Source organism: Hyphomonas sp., from assembly GCF_017792385.1.
GTDB lineage: Bacteria > Pseudomonadota > Alphaproteobacteria > Caulobacterales > Hyphomonadaceae > Hyphomonas.
The window spans coordinates 3,717,859-3,734,196 of record NZ_CP051230.1 but is presented as its reverse complement, the minus strand read 5'-3'; the positions used below and the strand labels follow the sequence as shown (position 1 = coordinate 3,734,196).

The 16,338-nt window shown below is 62.7% G+C and carries 15 protein-coding genes and 1 tRNA gene; 5 read left to right on the top strand and 11 right to left on the bottom strand.

The genetic code is table 11. From position 1 onward, the window contains the following. Positions 1 to 12 precede the first annotated feature (12 nt). From HF955_RS17985 to HF955_RS17975, 3 genes are all read right to left on the bottom strand, one after another. Positions 13 to 963 (bottom strand): pseudouridine synthase, encoded by a 951-nt coding sequence (locus HF955_RS17985; protein WP_291076950.1) that lies wholly within the window; start codon positions 961 to 963, stop codon positions 13 to 15. A gap of 21 nt (positions 964 to 984) precedes the next feature. Beyond that, positions 985 to 1,404, bottom strand: a complete 420-nt coding sequence (locus HF955_RS17980) for a hypothetical protein (RefSeq protein WP_027836480.1) — start codon at positions 1,402 to 1,404, stop codon at positions 985 to 987. A 69-nt stretch (positions 1,405 to 1,473) separates the two neighbouring features. Beyond that, on the bottom strand, positions 1,474 to 2,703 hold the full coding sequence (locus HF955_RS17975) for an EAL domain-containing protein (protein WP_291076949.1): 1,230 nt from the start codon (positions 2,701 to 2,703) through the stop codon (positions 1,474 to 1,476). A gap of 265 nt (positions 2,704 to 2,968) precedes the next feature. Here HF955_RS17975 and HF955_RS17970 point away from each other — a divergent pair, with 265 nt between their 5' ends. Further along, complete coding sequence (locus HF955_RS17970) at positions 2,969 to 4,231, top strand: SulP family inorganic anion transporter (protein ID WP_291076948.1); 1,263 nt, start codon at positions 2,969 to 2,971, stop codon at positions 4,229 to 4,231. Positions 4,232 to 4,239: 8 nt separating this feature from the next. Here HF955_RS17970 and HF955_RS17965 read toward each other — a convergent pair whose 3' ends face one another. From HF955_RS17965 to HF955_RS17945, 5 genes are all read right to left on the bottom strand, one after another. After that, positions 4,240 to 5,199 (bottom strand): lysophospholipid acyltransferase family protein, encoded by a 960-nt coding sequence (locus tag HF955_RS17965; RefSeq protein WP_291076947.1) that lies wholly within the window; start codon positions 5,197 to 5,199, stop codon positions 4,240 to 4,242. After that, positions 5,196 to 6,191 carry a tetraacyldisaccharide 4'-kinase gene (lpxK, locus tag HF955_RS17960; protein ID WP_291076946.1) on the bottom strand — a complete coding sequence of 332 codons (996 nt, stop codon included), beginning with the start codon at positions 6,189 to 6,191 and terminating at the stop codon, positions 5,196 to 5,198. The genes HF955_RS17965 and lpxK overlap by 4 nt, the downstream gene beginning before the upstream one ends. Beyond that, positions 6,188 to 7,450 carry a glycosyltransferase N-terminal domain-containing protein gene (locus tag HF955_RS17955; RefSeq protein ID WP_291076945.1) on the bottom strand — a complete coding sequence of 421 codons (1,263 nt, stop codon included), beginning with the start codon at positions 7,448 to 7,450 and terminating at the stop codon, positions 6,188 to 6,190. The genes lpxK and HF955_RS17955 overlap by 4 nt, the downstream gene beginning before the upstream one ends. Continuing rightward, a complete protein-coding gene (locus HF955_RS17950) occupies positions 7,447 to 8,184 on the bottom strand; it encodes a lysophospholipid acyltransferase family protein (RefSeq protein ID WP_291076944.1) in 738 nt (245 codons plus the stop codon). The genes HF955_RS17955 and HF955_RS17950 overlap by 4 nt, the downstream gene beginning before the upstream one ends. 82 nt (positions 8,185 to 8,266) lie before the next feature. Beyond that, positions 8,267 to 8,341 (bottom strand) — tRNA-Val (locus HF955_RS17945). Positions 8,342 to 8,816: 475 nt separating this feature from the next. On the opposite strand from HF955_RS17945, the gene HF955_RS17940 reads away from it, so the two are divergent. Continuing rightward, positions 8,817 to 9,065, top strand: a complete 249-nt coding sequence (locus HF955_RS17940) for a hypothetical protein (protein ID WP_027836475.1) — start codon at positions 8,817 to 8,819, stop codon at positions 9,063 to 9,065. On the opposite strand, the gene HF955_RS17935 is transcribed toward HF955_RS17940, so the two are convergent. Then, positions 9,062 to 9,742 (bottom strand): HAD family hydrolase, encoded by a 681-nt coding sequence (locus HF955_RS17935; RefSeq protein WP_291076943.1) that lies wholly within the window; start codon positions 9,740 to 9,742, stop codon positions 9,062 to 9,064. The genes HF955_RS17940 and HF955_RS17935 overlap by 4 nt on opposite strands. Positions 9,743 to 9,827: 85 nt before the next feature. Between HF955_RS17935 and glmU the strand changes: the two genes are divergently transcribed. Genes glmU through gor form a run of 3 tightly spaced genes read left to right on the top strand, consistent with a single transcriptional unit; the run spans position 9,828 to position 13,355 of the window. Beyond that, the gene (gene glmU / locus HF955_RS17930; protein ID WP_291076942.1) at positions 9,828 to 11,198 is read left to right on the top strand and encodes a bifunctional UDP-N-acetylglucosamine diphosphorylase/glucosamine-1-phosphate N-acetyltransferase GlmU; all 1,371 of its coding nucleotides are present in this window, start codon (positions 9,828 to 9,830) and stop codon (positions 11,196 to 11,198) included. Positions 11,199 to 11,202: 4 nt separating this feature from the next. Then, positions 11,203 to 11,904: a ribose-5-phosphate isomerase RpiA gene (gene rpiA / locus HF955_RS17925; protein ID WP_027836472.1), complete on the top strand. Its 702-nt coding sequence runs from the start codon at positions 11,203 to 11,205 to the stop codon at positions 11,902 to 11,904. 50 nt (positions 11,905 to 11,954) lie between these two features. After that, complete coding sequence (gene gor, locus HF955_RS17920) at positions 11,955 to 13,355, top strand: glutathione-disulfide reductase (RefSeq protein WP_291076941.1); 1,401 nt, start codon at positions 11,955 to 11,957, stop codon at positions 13,353 to 13,355. A gap of 4 nt (positions 13,356 to 13,359) precedes the next feature. On the opposite strand, the gene HF955_RS17915 is transcribed toward gor, so the two are convergent. Together HF955_RS17915 and HF955_RS17910 are read right to left on the bottom strand one after the other, a co-directional pair. After that, complete coding sequence (locus tag HF955_RS17915) at positions 13,360 to 14,952, bottom strand: caspase family protein (RefSeq protein WP_291076940.1); 1,593 nt, start codon at positions 14,950 to 14,952, stop codon at positions 13,360 to 13,362. 64 nt (positions 14,953 to 15,016) lie between these two features. Next, on the bottom strand, positions 15,017 to 16,315 hold the full coding sequence (locus HF955_RS17910) for an AAA family ATPase (protein ID WP_291076939.1): 1,299 nt from the start codon (positions 16,313 to 16,315) through the stop codon (positions 15,017 to 15,019). Positions 16,316 to 16,338: the final 23 nt, after the last annotated feature.

Here is a 16,338-nt window from a genome sequence, read left to right as displayed (position 1 = left end):
CCTCTCCGTGTTTTATTTTTTGTTTTTGCGTTTCCTCACGGGGACTCTAGCCGATGACGGGCCCTTGCCAAGGCGTGACTTCGGGGCAGGCCGCTTGCCTGACGGCGGCGGAGTGTCAGTCTTGATGGCGTGTTCGGTGTTCATCAGGTGGCCAATGGCCTGTTGCAGCAGGTCGGCCGGCACTTCCTCGACGGCGCCAGGACGCAGATCGTCCAACAGGAAGGGGCCATACTGGACCCGGATCAGGCGATTGACCTTCAGATCAAGGGATTCCAGCGCACGACGCACCTCGCGTTTCTTGCCTTCGGACAGGGTCACGGTAAGCCAGTTGTTCGCCCCGGTCTCGCGGTCCAGAACGGCCGTGATCGGCTTGTAGTCGATCCCGTCCACCGTGATGCCCTTGGCGAGTTCGGCAATCTTTTCCGGGGTCACGGTGCCGTGCGCACGCACGCGATAGGTCCGTTCAAGCTCATTCTTCGGAAGTTCCAGGGCACGGGCGAGGGCGCCGTCATTGGTCAGCAGGAGCAGGCCCTCCGTGGTCAGGTCGAGCCGGCCAACCGTCACCACCCGGGGAAGCGATTTCGGCAGTTCCTCGAACACGGTGCGCCGACCTTCAGGGTCCTGCGTCGTGGTGATCAGGCCGGACGGCTTATGATAGCGCCACAGGCGGGTGACGTCCGGCGCCTGGACAGTCTTGCGACCGACCCGGATCTGCTCGCGGCCGGTCACCTTGAAGGCCGGGGAGGTCAGCTTCACGCCGTCCACCGTGACCTTGCCTTCCTCGATCATGCGCTCGACTTCGCGGCGCGAGGCGATGCCGGCACGGGCGAGGTATTTGGCGATACGCTCACCTTCGCTCCAGTCCTTATCGGGCGCTGGCTTGCGGGATTTGGGGGCAGGGCGCGGCTTGCGCGGTCCGGAAGGTTTCCGGCGCGAGCGGCCCGTCTCTCGACGCTCCGTCATGGGATGTTCTTTCGTTTGGCTCTAGAAGAGGGATTGGATGAAGGGCGCGGCAATGGCAAGGCCGAAGATGAGTTCGAAGGCGATCCAGACCGGGATCATGCCGGGCTCGCGATTCTTGCGCCGGTCTGCAATGCGCGACATCAGGCGGCCGACCCCGGCGCCGACCCAGCCTGCAGCCAGTGGCAGAACCACCAGAGAAGTCAGGATTTCCGGGTCTGAATTGCCGAGATTGACGACAAGTATCGCCGTCATCAGGTGGGAAAACAGGAACAGGCCGCCATAGGTGGCGCGGAATTCGGAGTATCCACCCGGCCGCAGCGGGTCCGGGTCCTCGACAAGGCGCACGATGCGGCTCGCCCATGCTGGTGAGAACATTGCAGAAAGGCCGAGAACAGCCCCGGCCAGCAGCGTGATGAGGGATATGATTTCACCGACAGTCATGAAAGGCAGTCTCCTGGATGATCCCTAACATCTAGGCTGCTTCGCCGGAAAAAACAGCCGGTCGGGCAGTCAGGAGGCCTCGCTGAACAGGTCCAGGGTCCGGACGATTTGCGGGGCAGGCCGCCCGAGCAGATAGCCCTGGCCCCGGCGGACACCGAGCAGTTTCAGCGTGTCGAGTTCCGCTTCGGTCTCGATGCCTTCGGCGATGATGTGGGCTGAGGTCTCGCGAGTGTAGAACAGGAGCGCGCCGATCAGGGCCCGTCGGGCCAGGTCGGAATCGACATTACGGGTCAGGCTCATGTCGACCTTCACATAATCCGGATTGAGCTGGACGATGTGGCGGAGCGAGGAATGGCCTGCGCCGGCATCATCAACCGCCAGCCGGAGGCCGGCATGGCGCAACGGGCGCAGCACCTTGGTAAAGGCGTCATAATCGTCAATCACGGCATGCTCGGTGATCTCGAGCAGGATGCGGTCGAGCGGCAGGGACAGAAAGCTCTGTGCAAACTGGTCGCTCATCACGGTCGAGGGGGACGCATTGACCGAAATATACTGGTCCGGTCCGATTTCCGGGATGCGGCGAACGGCCTGGCGGATCGAGGCCAGTTCCAGTTCGACCGACAGACCGACGGCTGCCGCCTCATCGAACCAGACATCCGGAGAGCGATAGGGCTCGGCCGAGAAGCGGCAGAGCGCCTCATAGCCGGACGGACGCATCTGGCCGAGATCGACAATGGGCTGATAGGCGATGGCGAACGCGCTGGTGTCGAGCGTGTCGAGGATGCGGGCACGCATTTCCTGCAGACGCCGCCGCTGCTCATGATCCTTGTCGATATGCTGGGCCGCCAGATTGGCGAACAGGCGCATGGTCTCGAGATCGCGCTCATTCAGGCTGGTGTTCGGCTCCGGCCCGAGGCAGCAGAACATGCCATACGGCGTTCCATCCTCCAGATGGATCGGAATGCTCATATGGGCGCCGATGGGAATTTCCCGCGTAATGGGCATCGCAAGCGCCAGAGGGTTTTGCGACGTATCCGGAATGAGTTCCGGGAGGCGTCCTTCAAGGATGTGCAGGCAATAGACTTCCGTCAGGTCGCGGCTGTCACCGGGCTTGATGAGATGTTCGAGCCCCGGCGCATCGACATAGCGGAATACCGAATCCCCATCCACGAATTCGGAAACGTAGGCGATCGGCATGCCGAGATGCTGTCGAATGGCGCTGAGGGCAGAGTTGATCGCCTGCCGCGAGGACTCCGCGTGCTTGTCCAGTATGGATGTGGGGAGTGAGAATCCCGTCATGACTTAGGCCCCTGAACCCGCATTTCCCGGCCAGTTGGAGTGCGGCCGCAGCATGCCACCCTAACGGCTTGTTCCTGCAAGACCGTTCCCATCATTGATGAAGCCGCACAGGCTTTCTTCGGACTTTCGTAATAAATGCTGCACAAGTCGCGCCTGGGTTGCGGGGGTGGCGGGCAGCGACAATTTTACCGCTTTTCGCCTTGTGGGACGCGGGTGTAGGCAAGCGGGGCGAGTGCAGGAGTGGCGCGGGCGCGTCAGGGCGCGGATGACACCGAAGATACTCACCACATTGCAAACCTATTCCGGGCCGCTCTTCCTGGCCGATCTGTTTGCCGGCGTAACTGTTGCCCTGGTGGCCATTCCGCTTAGCCTGGCGATTGCCATAGCCTCCGGGGCTGATCCGGCGGCCGGTCTCGTGACGGCCATCATCGCAGGTTTCCTGATCTCTGCGCTGGGCGGTAGCCGGGTGCAGATCGGCGGGCCGACGGGCGCCTTCATCGTGGTCGTGTTCGGCGTGATCGCCGCGCACGGGTATGATGGGCTTGTGCTGGCCACGTTCATGGCAGGGATCATCCTTGTGCTGGCGGGCCTGATGCGGGCCGGCAATCTGATCAGCTTCGTTCCGGAAGCCGTGGTGAACGGATTCACCATTGGCATTGCCATCATCATCGCGGCGAGTCAGGTGCGGGACCTGTTCGGGCTGCAGGTGGAACACCTGCCCGCCGAATTCGTGGGCAAGGTCGAAGCCCTGTGGGCGGCGCGGTCGAGTGTCAATTGGCACGCTCTGGGCATCGGCGCGGCGACCATGGCCCTGATTGCCGGACTGCGCCGGATCGCGCCCAGATTTCCAGGACTGATCGTGGCGGTGGGCCTGACATCAGCAGCCGTGGCGTTACTAGACCTGCCGGTCGAGACGATCGGCAGCCGGTTTGGCGCCTTGCCGAGTCAGCTGCCGGCCCCCCGTCTGCCGGGGGTGGGGCTGGACCGGATCGTGGAATTGCTGCCCTCGGCCTTCGTGATTGCTTTTCTGGCCGGGGTGGAGTCCCTGTTGTCGGCGATGGTGGCGGACCGGATGACCGGCGGGCAATACCGGCGTAATGCGGAAGTGATGGCGCAGGGGGCGGCCAATATCGGATCGGCGCTGTTTGGTGGCCTGCCTGCCACCGGTGCAATCGCCCGGACGGCGACCAATGTGCGCGCCGGTGGCAAGACCCCGATTGCCGGCATTGTCCACGCATTCACCATTTTGCTGGCCGTGCTGTTTGCAGCCCCGCTTGCCGGATACCTGGCCATGCCGGCCCTGGCAGGCCTGCTGATGCTGACCGCCTGGAACATGAGCGAACCGCACAAATGGCGCGGCTATCTGAGTGAAGAGGCAGCGAATATTGTCCTGCTGCTGATCACGCTTGTGCTGACGGTCGTCGCGGACCTGACCATTGCGATTGGGGTGGGCGTTTCCCTTGGCCTGGCCATCCGGCTGCGCCGGCGCCATGTGCCGCCTGCGGACTGGAACACGCCGGACCGCTAGGCCGAATTTCAGGAAATGCCGGCCGCCTTCCAGGCCTCCTTGGGCCAGCGGCGATGTTGCCAGAACCACTGGCCGGGATTGGCGCGTATCTGTGCCTCTATGAAATCCGTGATGCGCTGAACGCTGCGGCGGATATCGGCGGTTTCGTCACCGGTTGTTTCCGGCACGAACGGCTCGTGAAAGGTGATGCGGAAGCGGGCCGGTCCGGTGCGGACGGTGGAGACCGGGACGATGGGAACGCCATATTTCATGGCGAGCCGGGTCGGGCCGGGCGCAGTCATGGCTTCGTGGCCGAAGAACGGGACGGCAATCCCCTCATTGAATTTCTGGTCGTTCATCAGCGCGATGGGGTGGCCTTTGGAAAGGGCGCGCATGAGTTCGCGCGTGCCGATGCCCTTGGGCGCGTTGACCTGTGTGCCATAGGCGGCGCGCAGATCCGAGATGCGCCGGTCGATATGGGGGTTGTTGAGCGCACGATAGGTCATGACGGCTTCGGGCAGGCGCTGGGTGATCGTGGCCGGCATGATCTCCCAATTTGCGAAATGGCCGGAAATGAACACCGCGCCTGCATCGCTGCTCTTGATGCGATCGAGGATGTCGAGGCCGATGATCTCTACCCGTCCCGATGTGTACGGATCGATGGAGGGCAGGTGTGGCAGTTCACCCGCCACACGGCCGGCGCTTTCCCAGGCGGCCAGGGCCGTCTCATCGATCCGGGCCTCAGACCAGTCCGGGAAGGCGAGTTTGAGATTGCGCTTGACGGTTTTGTGCTGGGACAGCCGGGGGCCGATCTTCTTCATCAGCCAGCCGCCGAAATCCGACGCACGATCCGGCCCGAGCAGTTTCATCGGTCCCCAATAGATGAAATCCCAGGCCACGGTCTCCAGCCGCCACTGGACGCGCTGCCAGAAGCTGGCGCGGTTATCGATATCCTTGGGGCGGACGTATTTCGGCGCGGTCTGGGTCATGAGTCCTGCGGATAGAGGATCGGGTTGAGCAAGGCGTCAAGCTGGTGGCTGTCTTCGAATTCGGCCTTGACGGGGAAATGCAGAATGTCCGCGCGATCGCCGGGCTGCAGCCTGACATGGTCCTTGCTGGTGGTGATCAGCCGGGCGCCATGATCTTCGGCGAGGCGCCGCAGGTGGGTGAGGTCCCCCTTGGAGAAGACATGATGATCGGGAAAGTCGACGGTGTCCCGCACATCGCCGCCACTGGCCGCGAGACTGTCAAAGAATTTCTGCGGCCGGCCGATGCCGGCAAACGCCACAAGCGGGCCTTCCGGCGGCGGCGCGGCGGGCACGATCCGCGCACGCAGGACAGGCAGCCCGCTGCGCCGGACATGCTGGGGCACGTCACCTTCGCCCATCAGGATCACTGCATCGGCCCGGGCCAGGCCGTCTGTGACGGGCTCTCTCAGCGGGCCTTTTGGCAGGACGTGGCCATTGCCGAAGGGCGCGGCCGCATCAATGACGACCAGTGACAGATCCTTGTGCACGCCGGGATTCTGGTGGCCATCATCCATGACCACCACATCAACGCCATTTGAGGACATGAGCTGGACCCCGGCAAACCGGTCCCGGCCGATCCAGCTTTCGCCCGTCTGCGCGAGAAGCAGGGGTTCGTCGCCGCACATATCTGCCGTATGCCAGTCCGGATAGACTTTCTGGGGACTGATCTCGGAGCCGCCATAGCCGCGCGACAGGCTGGCGGCCTGCAGGTCTTTCTCGTCGATATGTTGCCGAAGGGCTTGCACAATGGGGGTCTTGCCGACGCCGCCGACCGTCAGGTTGCCGACACAGATGACCGGAATTGAGGCGCGCGGCGGTTCGGCCCGCGCCAGCTTGAGCCGGATCCCCCAAGTGTAGAGGGCGGCCAGCGGCGTGAGCAGGGCGCGGGTCAGGGGGGCGGCTTCCCGTGATCTCGGATCAAGTCCGGCGGACCAGAAATAGGGTGGCTTCATTGCAGCAGGCCCGGTTCGGGCAGAAGCGGCAGTAATGCCTCGAGCGTCAGCGTCATTGGCGCGTCCGCTTCCTGTGCCAGTGCAGACAGCGCATCTTCCGTCGGCGCCGCCATGGTCATCAGCGCCTTGCCGATCGCCTTTGGCGTCTTGAGCCGGCGGATCAGGCCCTGTTTTTCCAGACTGTCCATCATTGTGGCGAAGTTGAAGACGTCCGGACCGGTCACGACAGGACGGCCGAGCCGGACCGGCTCGAGCGGATTGTGACCGCCGACACCCGGCGTGTGGCCGCCGCCAAGGAAAACGGAATCGGCGAGCCGGTACCAGAGGCCCATCTCCCCCATCGTGTCTGCCAGCAGGACCCGTGTGCGTGGCGTCGGCACTTCACCGCGCGAGCGACGCGCGAAGGGCAGGCCACGGGCGCGCAACAGGGCTTCGACGTCATCCCCCCGATCCGGATGGCGGGGAGCGATGATCAGCGCCGTGTCGTCCGCGCCCTTTAGGGCGTCGAGGAAGAGGGCTTCTTCGCCTGCGTGCGTGGATGCCGCCAGGATGCAGCGCCGATCCCCCAGAAAGCCTTCCCGCAGGCGGCGGGTTTCGACTTCGCTGGCCGAAGGGGGCGGCAGGGCCGATTTCATGTTGCCGGTCGATGGCACCGGTCGTCCGAGCAGGGATTCCAGCCGGCGGGCGGTGTCTGTATCCGCAGCGAGAACGACATCGAAGCGTCCGACCAGGCGCTGGAACGCGCCGCTCAGTTTCTGCCAGCCTGTCGCGGAGGAATCGGTCATGCGGCCATTGACCAAGGCGCGCCGCGCGCCTGCCCGCTCTGCTTCCAGGATCAGATTGGGCCAGAATTCGCCCTCCCCGAAGATGCAGAGGTCCGGCTGCCAGTGTCGGATGAACCGGCGCGCAATGCCCGGCGTATCGAGCGGGGCCATCAGATGAATGGCGCGATCCGGCAGGGCCGGCCCGATCAGGCGGGCCGAAGTCTGGGTCTGGCTGGTGAACAGAAGCAGGAGGTCGGGACGAATGTCCAGAAGACGCTGACCAAGTTCGAGCAGCAACTGGCTTTCACCGACACTGGCCCCATGCAGCCAGACCAGCGTGCCGCCCGGCATGCGGCGCGGCAGGTTGCGGGCGAGGCGCTCATTGATGCGGCCATAGTCTTCCTTGCCGGCGCGGGCACGGTGCTTCAGCACGCCTCCCAGAAAGGGAGCGGCTGCCCGCGTGAGATTGCGATAGAGATGGATCGCTGCAGTCATTGCCGTGTGGTGTCCGTCATCGTCCCGGAATCATAGCCTGCCAGCATGTCGGCCCTGGCTGTGGCCGCATCAAGCCGTTTTTGCAATTCCGCCTGCAAGTCCACCGGATCGAGGTCGCGTCTGGTCTCGAGCGGCGGACCGAAGACGATGGCGCCGCGGGTGAAGGGCCAGGGGAAGATCAACCGGTCCCAGGTCGACAGGCGTGTGGCCGATTTGACCGACAAGGCATAGGGCAGGATCGGCACGCTGGCCCGCTGGGCGATCATGATGGCGCCGGGACTGACAATCTCTGCGGGCCCGCGCGGACCGTCGGGCGTGATGCAGACGGCAGTGCCGGATTTGAGCAGGCGCACAGCTTCGGCAATGGCGCGCACGCCGCCCTTGTCCTTCTTGCCCTTCTTCTTGTTGGCGGCAGACCCCCGGACCGGGTGCAGGCCGAGATGACCGATGGCGCGGGTCACGGCTTCGCCGTCCGGAGACAGGGATACCAGCATGGCCCCGCCCTCGATCCGGCCGGGCCAGCGTCTCATCAGACGGTGCCAGCCGCTCGGCAGGACCATGATGCGGGAATGCCAGGCTGCCACCACCATGCCGGAATGGCGGGCCCATTCGGCCTGGGCAGCCTCATCCCCCTCCACCGTCCACCGGACCGTGCGGGCAATCAGCGCCATCCAGCTCCAGATCAGGAGGCCAAGCAGGATGGTCATGGGTTTGGAGCGGAACAGGGATTTCATCGCACAGTCTTATACTGCGGTTCGGGAATGGAACCATGGTTAAGATGCTGCTGGCGTGGGCTGTGCTGTCCGGAAACGGGAATGGTGGGCGATAGTGGGTTCGAACCACTGACCCCTGCCGTGTGAAGGCAGTGCTCTACCACTGAGCTAATCGCCCGATTCAAGGAAGCCGATCCCGTAATCCGGGTGCGAGTCGAGGTCAAGAGGGGATGTCTGTTGGAGGTGATTCTCCCGAATCCCGCGAAAATTGTCATGCAAAAAAGCATTCCTAGCATGCGATACAATCGTTTGCGCATGCATCCTTGACGGGAAGAAGCTGCGAAATTTCAGCCCGAAACGGGTTTGTACCCAAATCGGGTTACAAGTATTTAGGGGTTATTTGAGTTTTTTCTAACTTTGGCGGGAATTTCCTTGCGCGTGACACGAATATGAACAGATGTTCAGTATGAACAACTGTTCATCGAAAAACCTTACACTAGTTTCATTCGAAATTAGCCTTGAGAAAACCGCAAAAGGCCGTCATGTTCCGGTCACACAAGGACGGCCCGGCCAACGGGCTGCGTGTAGTAAATAAGAAGGACAGGCGGGGGCCAAAGGCCTCAATAACAGTAAAGCCTGGAGAGAGAGAAAACATGAAAGACTGGTGTGACGAAGAAGGCGCAAAGCGCCTGCGTGAGAAGATTAGTGCCTACTGGGCCGAGCGTGGCTATGAAGTGGATGTCGACCTGATCGACGCCGGTTTCGTTCCCGCCATGCGCTCTGCCCGCACTGATGTGCGCAGCAATATGGTGAACGGCATGCCCCGCCGCCGCATTGCAAACGAGTCGGGCTCTGCCCGTCCGAGCTACCGTCCGCGCGAACAGCGCGAAGCGACGGCTTAGCTGACCCAATCTTCCAGTACGGAAACAAGCTCTGAATAGTGCGTCAGCACGACATCCGGCTTGAGCTGATCTGGAGATTCCTCCTCGTACCCGAACGGGACGAAAATGAAGGGCAGTCCGGCATTCCGGGCTGCCCTTTCGTCTGTCCGGGAGTCCCCGATCATGACAGTTCGGGCTGGCTCGCCGCCCGCCGCCCGCACCGTGCGCAGGATATGGTCCCCATCCGGCTTGCGGCGCGGCACGCTGTCGGCGCCGACAATCGTGGCGAAATGGTGGGAGAGGCCAAGCGCCTGGAGCAGCCGGTCGGTCAGGGCCTGGGTCTTGTTGGTGCAGACGGCCAGGATTGCCCCTTTCGCTGCGAGCGCCTCGAGCGCCGGCACCGCCTCGTCAAAGGGGTGGGAATTGTCCGCGAGATGGTCTGCATAATAGGCGATGAACTGATCAAAGAAGGCGTCCAGATCGGCGTCTGACGGTATGATACCGTGGGTCTGCAGCCCCTGGACGATCATTGCGCGCGCGCCCCGGCCGATCATGGTCTCGATTGTGTCGAGTGTCACCGGAGACAGGTCGGCATGGGCCAGGACATGGTTCAACGCGTCCAGCAGGTCCGGTGCGGTGTTCACCAGGGTGCCGTCGAGATCAAAGACAATGGTCCATCCGTTCAGGGTTTTCGACATGCCCGCCACACTTCCTTTTCGGTCTCGCCTTTGATCGGCCTTTGGTCTAGGCGAAAGGAAACGCGAAATCGAGAGGGCAAGACCTGTGGACACACCGACCAGACAGCGCGCCGCCGTAATCCTCGCCGCGGGCAAGGGCACGCGGATGAAGTCGAGCCTGCCGAAGGTGATGCACAAGGTGGCCGGACGTCCCATGATCGACTGGTCGGTTGACCTGGCCCGGGGCGTTGGGTGCTCTCGCATCGTGGTGGTCGGCCATCCTTCACAGGATGTGCTGATCGAACATGTCAGCAGCACGCTTGGCGAAGGCAGCCTTGCCTATCAGGACCCGCCAATGGGCACGGGCCATGCTGTCCGGTGCGCCGAGGACGCGCTGGACGGTTTCGAAGGCGATCTCGTCGTGTTGTATGGCGACAGCCCGCTGGTGCCAGCTTCTGCCATCGAGCACTTGTTCGAAAGCCTGGCCGAAGGCGCCGCCATTGGCGTGCTGGGCTTCGACGCGGCAGAGCCCGGTCTCTACGGTCGGCTGATCACGTCGGGCGCAGGTGATCTGGAAGCCATTGTGGAAGCCAGGGAAGCGACCCCGGAACAGCTTGACGTGACGCTGTGCAATTCCGGCGTCATGGCTGGCGAGGCGGCCACCATGTTCCGCCTCCTGCGGAACGTGACCAATGACAATGCCAAGGGCGAATACTATCTGACCGACCTTGTCGCGCTGGCGCGGTCAGAAGATCTGACGTGCAGGGCGGTCCGTTGCGATGAGGACGATCTGATCGGGTGCGATTCAAAGGCGGATCTGGCCGAAGCCGAGGCCATCTTCCAGAGTCGGCGCCGGTCGGCCGCGATGGCCGACGGGGTCTCCCTGATTGCGCCGGAGACGGTCTGGTTCTCTCACGATACCGTGGTCGAGGCAGACGTCGTGATCGAGCCGAATGTCGTATTCGGCCCCGGCGTGACGGTGCGCACAGGCGCGATGATCCGGGCATTCAGTCATCTGGAAGGGGCCGAAATCGGGACCGGCTGTTCGGTCGGCCCGTTTGCGCGGCTGCGGCCTGGAACGGTGATGGCGAAAGATGCCTTTGTCGGGAATTTCGTTGAAGTGAAGAATACGCGGATGGGTGAAGGCGCCAAGGCGAGCCACCTGTCCTATCTGGGCGATGGCGAGATCGGCGCGGACGTGAACATCGGGGCCGGGACGATCTTCTGCAATTATGATGGCTTTCTGAAATACGAGACGAAGATTGGCGACGGGGCCTTCATCGGGTCCAACAGCGCCCTGGTGGCTCCGGTCTCGATTGGACGCGGGGCGATTATCGGCTCCGGCAGTGTGATCACGAAGCCGGTGGACGAGGATGCCCTGGCTGTGGCGCGGGGGCGGCAAAAGCAGATGGATGGATGGGCAAAGGGCTTCCGGGACCGCAAGGCCGCGGAAAAGGCAGACGGGAAAAAGGGCTGAGGTGATGGCGAACGAACACGAGAAGGAAAACGCGGCGATCGCAGCGATGGAATATGTCGAGGACGGCATGACCATCGGGCTCGGCACCGGATCGACGGCGAAATACTTTGTCGAATTGCTGGCCGAGGAGGTTGCCGATGGCCTGGTCGTGCGGTGCATCGAGACCAGTGAACAGACCCGCCGCCTGGCGAGCAGCCTGGGCGTTCCACTGATCCCGTTCGAGCAGGTGGAGCGCATTCACCTGACCGTGGACGGGGCCGATGAAGTCGACCCCCAGGGACAGCTGATCAAGGGCGGCGGGGCCGCGCTGTTGCGAGAAAAGATCATCGCCAATGCCAGCGATCACATGGTCGTGATTGCCGATCCGTCGAAACAGGTGGAGCGACTGGGCAAGTTTCCGCTGCCGGTGGAGGTTACGCCGTTCGGCTACACGATCACTGCCAAGCTGGTGTACGACGTGCTGGCGGCCTCGGGGATTGACCGGCCGCGGGTTGAATTGCGGTCACTTTCCAATGGCGAACTGGTCGTGACAGATGGCGGCAATCACATTCTCGATTGCCATTGCGGACGGATCCCCGATGCCGAGGCGCTGGCGGCGCGCCTGTCCAATGTGCCGGGAGTTGTCGAGCATGGCTTGTTCATCGGTCTGGCGCGGACCGTGATCATCGGCAATGAGAATGGGGCCACGGTGTTTGAATTCTCATGATCGCGCCTCATATGGGGGTGCGAAACCTGTAGAGATCCAAGGACCCTCCCATGACTGATGTGACCTATGACTTCGACCTATTCGTGATTGGCGGAGGGTCGGGCGGAGTCCGGGCCGGGCGTCTGGCGGCGCTCTCGGGCGCGAAAGTGGGTCTGGCGGAAGAGTACCGGATGGGCGGCACCTGCGTGATCCGTGGCTGCGTTCCGAAGAAGTTCATGGTCTATGCCAGCCGATACGGCAAGGACATCAGGAAGGCGGATGGCTATGGCTGGTCGACAGGAGACGTGTCCTACGATCACGCGAAGTTCGCGACGGCGATGCATGCCGAAGTCGATCGCCTTTCCGGCATCTATTTCCGAAACCTGAAGAATGCCGGAGTCGAGATTTTCGAGGACCGGGCCGAGTTTGTCGACCGGCATACGCTGCGCCTGAAAAACAGTGGCAAGACGATTACCGCCAGGAAGATCCTTGTCGCCGTGGGTGGTCGCCCGTGGCGCCCATCGGAACAGGAATTGCCGGGCGTGGAACATACGATCACGTCTGACGAAATCTTCCATCTCGACGGCTTGCCGAAACATCTGGTCATCGCCGGGGGCGGATACATTGCCGTTGAGTTCGCGCATGTCTTTGCCGGGCTGGGCGTGCCGACCTGCCTTGTCTATCGCGGCGAGGAAGTCCTGCGCGGGTTTGATGCCGATGTGCGGACGGAAGTTCATGAGGGCCTGAAAGAGGCGGGGGTGCAGGTGATCACCGGCACAGTGTTCGAGACAATCGAGAAACGCGACGGGGCGGACCTGCCCCTGCGCCTGACCCTGAAGAACGGCCACAGCCTGGACTGTGATGTGGTCATGATGGGGGTGGGGCGCCGTCCGAATACGGAAGGACTTGGCTGCGAGAATGCAGGCATCACGCTTGACGGGAAGGGCGCGATTCCAGTGGATGAATGGTCCCGGACAGAAGTCGACAATATCTGGGCCGTGGGAGATGTCACGGACCGCGTGGCGCTGACGCCGGTCGCGATCCGGGAGGGGCATGCCTTCGCGGAGACCGAATTCTATGACAAGCCCTGGCACTTCGATCACAGCGACATCCCGACCGCCGTTTTCACGCAGCCCGAAGTCGGCACAGTCGGCATGACGGAAGCGGATGCGCGCAAGGAATTCGGCGAGATCGATATCTACAAGACAAGGTTCCGGCCGATGAAGAACGCATTGAATGGCGATCAGTCCCGCACGCTGATGAAGCTCGTTGTCCGGGCATCCGACGAACGTGTTCTCGGCGTGCACATTGTCGGCGACGATGCGGCCGAGATGATCCAGATTGCCGGCATCGCGGTGAAGATGGGCGCCACCAAGCCGGACTTTGACCGGACCTGTGCGCTGCACCCTTCATCCGCCGAGGAGCTGGTCACCATGCGACAGAAATGGGTGCCCGACGTTCAGGCCGTTTAGGGGGTCAGGGACGCCCTCCGGTGGCCTCGTTCCCGAGCGGAAGATAGGCGCCGGAGGCCGCATCATAGGCATGGACCTCATCTGAATCGCAAACCAGCAGAGATAGCCCGTCCTTGCGGGCCGCCAGGATGCCTAGGCGCTTGCAGGATGTGTCCACGGGTATTGCCGTATTCGTGCCGGTGAGGGTCACCTCGCATGCTGTCAGACGGCCCCAGCGGGACCAGAACGCGCAGGAAAGCGTGTCGGCGGTGCCATCATCATCGATATCGAACTGGATCGACTGGACGGCGTCGGCGCCTGCATCCGCGTCGAACATGCTGGAGCGCAATTCCGCCAGGGCGGTCGCTTCCCGTTTGAAGGTTTTCAGTACGAGTTCAGGCGTATCGCCTTTCAGGGCGTAGAGATGGATGTCCTGTTTGTAGTCATCCGTGTTCATGCCTTCATTGGCAGAGACAAATCTCGCCACCCAGCGCCCTTCGTGGAGTTCGGCCGTTGGCGGATCCCAGGCGTGAATGTCCTCGATCTTGCTGACCAGGAAATGGCCATTGCCCATATCAGCAACGAAATAATAGTCCGCCGGGCAGCAATTCCCGCCACCATGCAGTGAAACCACAGCATCGAGTGTGCCGTCGGAATTGAAATCCTTCAGCAATTCGACCTTCGGGGCGCCATATCCGAATTCGAGAATGGTGTATTCCAGTCCGTTCACCGTTGCCTTCAGCACGGCATTTTCCTGAAACAGCGAAAACTCCGTATCTTCCGTGAACCAGTAGTCAGCCTTGCGCGCCGGTTCCGGGGGTTCAGCCGGCTGGGCAGATCCGGTGGAGCAGCCGGCAAAGCACAGGCCGCGGGGAAGTTTTCCGGGGGCCATGAAGGGGCGGCTGGAGGCCTTGCGTTTGTCGGAAACCTCGGCGAGCGCCTGATAGAAGGCGACGACGGCATCCTGGCCCGGTCGCCGGATTTCCTCTGCAAGTGTGGCCGCGAACAATCCGTCATCCGGCGTCGTCTCGCCGGCAGCGGTTGCGAAAGCAACCAGCATGCCCGGGCGCTGGGACACGCGGGTCATGCCCTTTTCGGCCACCGATTTCGAGAAGGCGAATTTCAGTTCGTTCCGGCACGCATCGGACACGACGAAGACGGCCTTGGCCTGCGTCGCCTGAAGGCTGGCCAGCACGTCTTCCAGTTCGACGCCCTTGCGGAAAATCTGGCTGGCCGACCTGATCGTCTCGCGGGCCGGGATCAGGAAGTTGCGCGCCTCGCGGTCATCATAGGCGGCGGCACCGTGTCCGGAATAATAAAAGAAGGCGACAACATCATGCCCGGCATCAGCCTGCTCCGTGATGCGCATCTCGAAGGCGTCAAACGCATCTTCCATGCCGTCTTCATCCAGGTCGAAATGAGGCAGGGTCTCGAAGCCGACATCGCGCAGGGCCGCTTCCATGGTCCGCACATCCCGGTGCGTGTTCGACAGCGCGCCAACTTCTGCCGGATAGTCCTGATTGCCGATGAGCAGGGCGATCCGCCTCTCCTCAGCGCGGACCGCGGAGGCGATTGCCAGCGAGAGTGCCAGAAGCAGAATGTACCGGAAGGCTGCCATGCCGAACGTCCCCTTGTTCCACATCGGGAATACTAGGGCGCAGGCGGAGTGTTGTCATTACCCGTCAGGATTCGACCAGTGTTTTCAATTCGAGGGCGACCGTCTTCAGGCTTTCCCGCATGTGCTTGAGGCCGCCGCCACGACCCGAATGGATCAGCAATTGTTTCCAGGCGGGTTCGCCTTCCTGCGGCGCGCGGACCTGGAGATGGCCGGAGCGGGGCAGGGCGGAGCGCAGCAGGGCCGAGGCCAGATCAAACCCCGCAGCCGCATTGTAGGTGCCATTGCGGGCATCGGCCTCGAAAGTGGACTGTTCCGAGCGGGCCACGAAATTGAACAGGACGGACAGGTCGGGCCGGCTGTCGGCCGCGATCTGGTCGCGGATGACCTGGTTCAGCAAGCGCACACCGCGCAGGGAATAGATATCTGCCTGCATCGGCGCCAGCACGCGGTCGGCCGCCTCGAGCGCACACCGTGTCAGGAAGGTGGCGTTCGGATTGGTGTCGAAGACAATCAGGTCATAGTCGCTGCGATAGCGCTCAATGGACTGGAGAAAATGCTCCTTGATCAGGTCCAGAGACCGGGCGTCGGATGCGAATGCGTATTTCGAGATTTCGAACTGGCCGGTAATCAGGTCCAGCCGCCCGCCCGGGCTGGCTTCCCCCATCAACTCGTGCACGATCTTTTCCTTCGGCACGGGCGCGAACGGATCGGTCGACAGGCTCAGCCAGGATTCTGCAGGGCTGGTCGCGTCGCGGGCGTGGATGCGTGATTTCTCGAACAGGGATATGACTGATCGGTCGGCCCCGGCGCTGGCATCGGCCAAATCCATTTCGAAGAAGGTCTGGGTCAGATTGTACTGGGGATCGAGATCCACGAGCAGGATCCGCCCGCCAAGCGCGCCTTGCCAGGCGCCGAACACCTGGCTGGAGACGGTGGTTTTCCCCACACCCCCTTTCAGGTTCATGACGGCCAGGACGGGGCATTTGCGCTTGTAGGCCTGACGGGTTTCGGCCACGAGCTGCTGCAGGCCGTCCGGCGTGGTCGAGGACAGGCGCAGATGCGGCAGGACTTCGTGCTTGAAGAAGCCGTTCAGGCGGGCCTTGTCGATCTGGTAGGGGATCAGCTTCAACCCACGGGCCCTGGCCCGCTCGACATCCTGGCGGACCGCCTTCGAGCGGACCGAGGCCGCCGAGACGAGCACGATCATGGCAAAGGCATCATCGATCGACTGATTGGCCATGTCGCGGGACGCACCGTCATTCGGAACGTACCAGTCCGGGATCGAGGCGGCCCGGAGCGCTTCATGCAGCTCCAGCAGGGCGTCGAAGTCTTTCGCGGAGTGGCTGATATAGACGTGCGACATGATGGGTCGGGCGATCCTGTGGT

What these genes read in the sequence shown, in the direction of transcription:
- HF955_RS17970 (WP_291076948.1), top strand. Translation starts at nt 2,969, where the DNA reads ATGACACCGAAGATACTCACCACATTGCAAACCTATTCCGGGCCGCTC.
- HF955_RS17985 (WP_291076950.1), bottom strand. Translation starts at nt 963, where the DNA reads ATGACGGAGCGTCGAGAGACGGGCCGCTCGCGCCGGAAACCTTCCGGA.
- HF955_RS17950 (WP_291076944.1), bottom strand. Translation starts at nt 8,184, where the DNA reads ATGAAATCCCTGTTCCGCTCCAAACCCATGACCATCCTGCTTGGCCTC.
- gor (WP_291076941.1), top strand. Translation starts at nt 11,955, where the DNA reads ATGACTGATGTGACCTATGACTTCGACCTATTCGTGATTGGCGGAGGG.
- HF955_RS17975 (WP_291076949.1), bottom strand. Translation starts at nt 2,703, where the DNA reads ATGACGGGATTCTCACTCCCCACATCCATACTGGACAAGCACGCGGAG.
- lpxK (WP_291076946.1), bottom strand. Translation starts at nt 6,191, where the DNA reads ATGAAGCCACCCTATTTCTGGTCCGCCGGACTTGATCCGAGATCACGG.
- HF955_RS17940 (WP_027836475.1), top strand. Translation starts at nt 8,817, where the DNA reads ATGAAAGACTGGTGTGACGAAGAAGGCGCAAAGCGCCTGCGTGAGAAG.
- HF955_RS17980 (WP_027836480.1), bottom strand. Translation starts at nt 1,404, where the DNA reads ATGACTGTCGGTGAAATCATATCCCTCATCACGCTGCTGGCCGGGGCT.
- HF955_RS17935 (WP_291076943.1), bottom strand. Translation starts at nt 9,742, where the DNA reads ATGTCGAAAACCCTGAACGGATGGACCATTGTCTTTGATCTCGACGGC.
- HF955_RS17955 (WP_291076945.1), bottom strand. Translation starts at nt 7,450, where the DNA reads ATGACTGCAGCGATCCATCTCTATCGCAATCTCACGCGGGCAGCCGCT.
- rpiA (WP_027836472.1), top strand. Translation starts at nt 11,203, where the DNA reads ATGGCGAACGAACACGAGAAGGAAAACGCGGCGATCGCAGCGATGGAA.
- HF955_RS17965 (WP_291076947.1), bottom strand. Translation starts at nt 5,199, where the DNA reads ATGACCCAGACCGCGCCGAAATACGTCCGCCCCAAGGATATCGATAAC.
- HF955_RS17910 (WP_291076939.1), bottom strand. Translation starts at nt 16,315, where the DNA reads ATGTCGCACGTCTATATCAGCCACTCCGCGAAAGACTTCGACGCCCTG.
- HF955_RS17915 (WP_291076940.1), bottom strand. Translation starts at nt 14,952, where the DNA reads ATGGCAGCCTTCCGGTACATTCTGCTTCTGGCACTCTCGCTGGCAATC.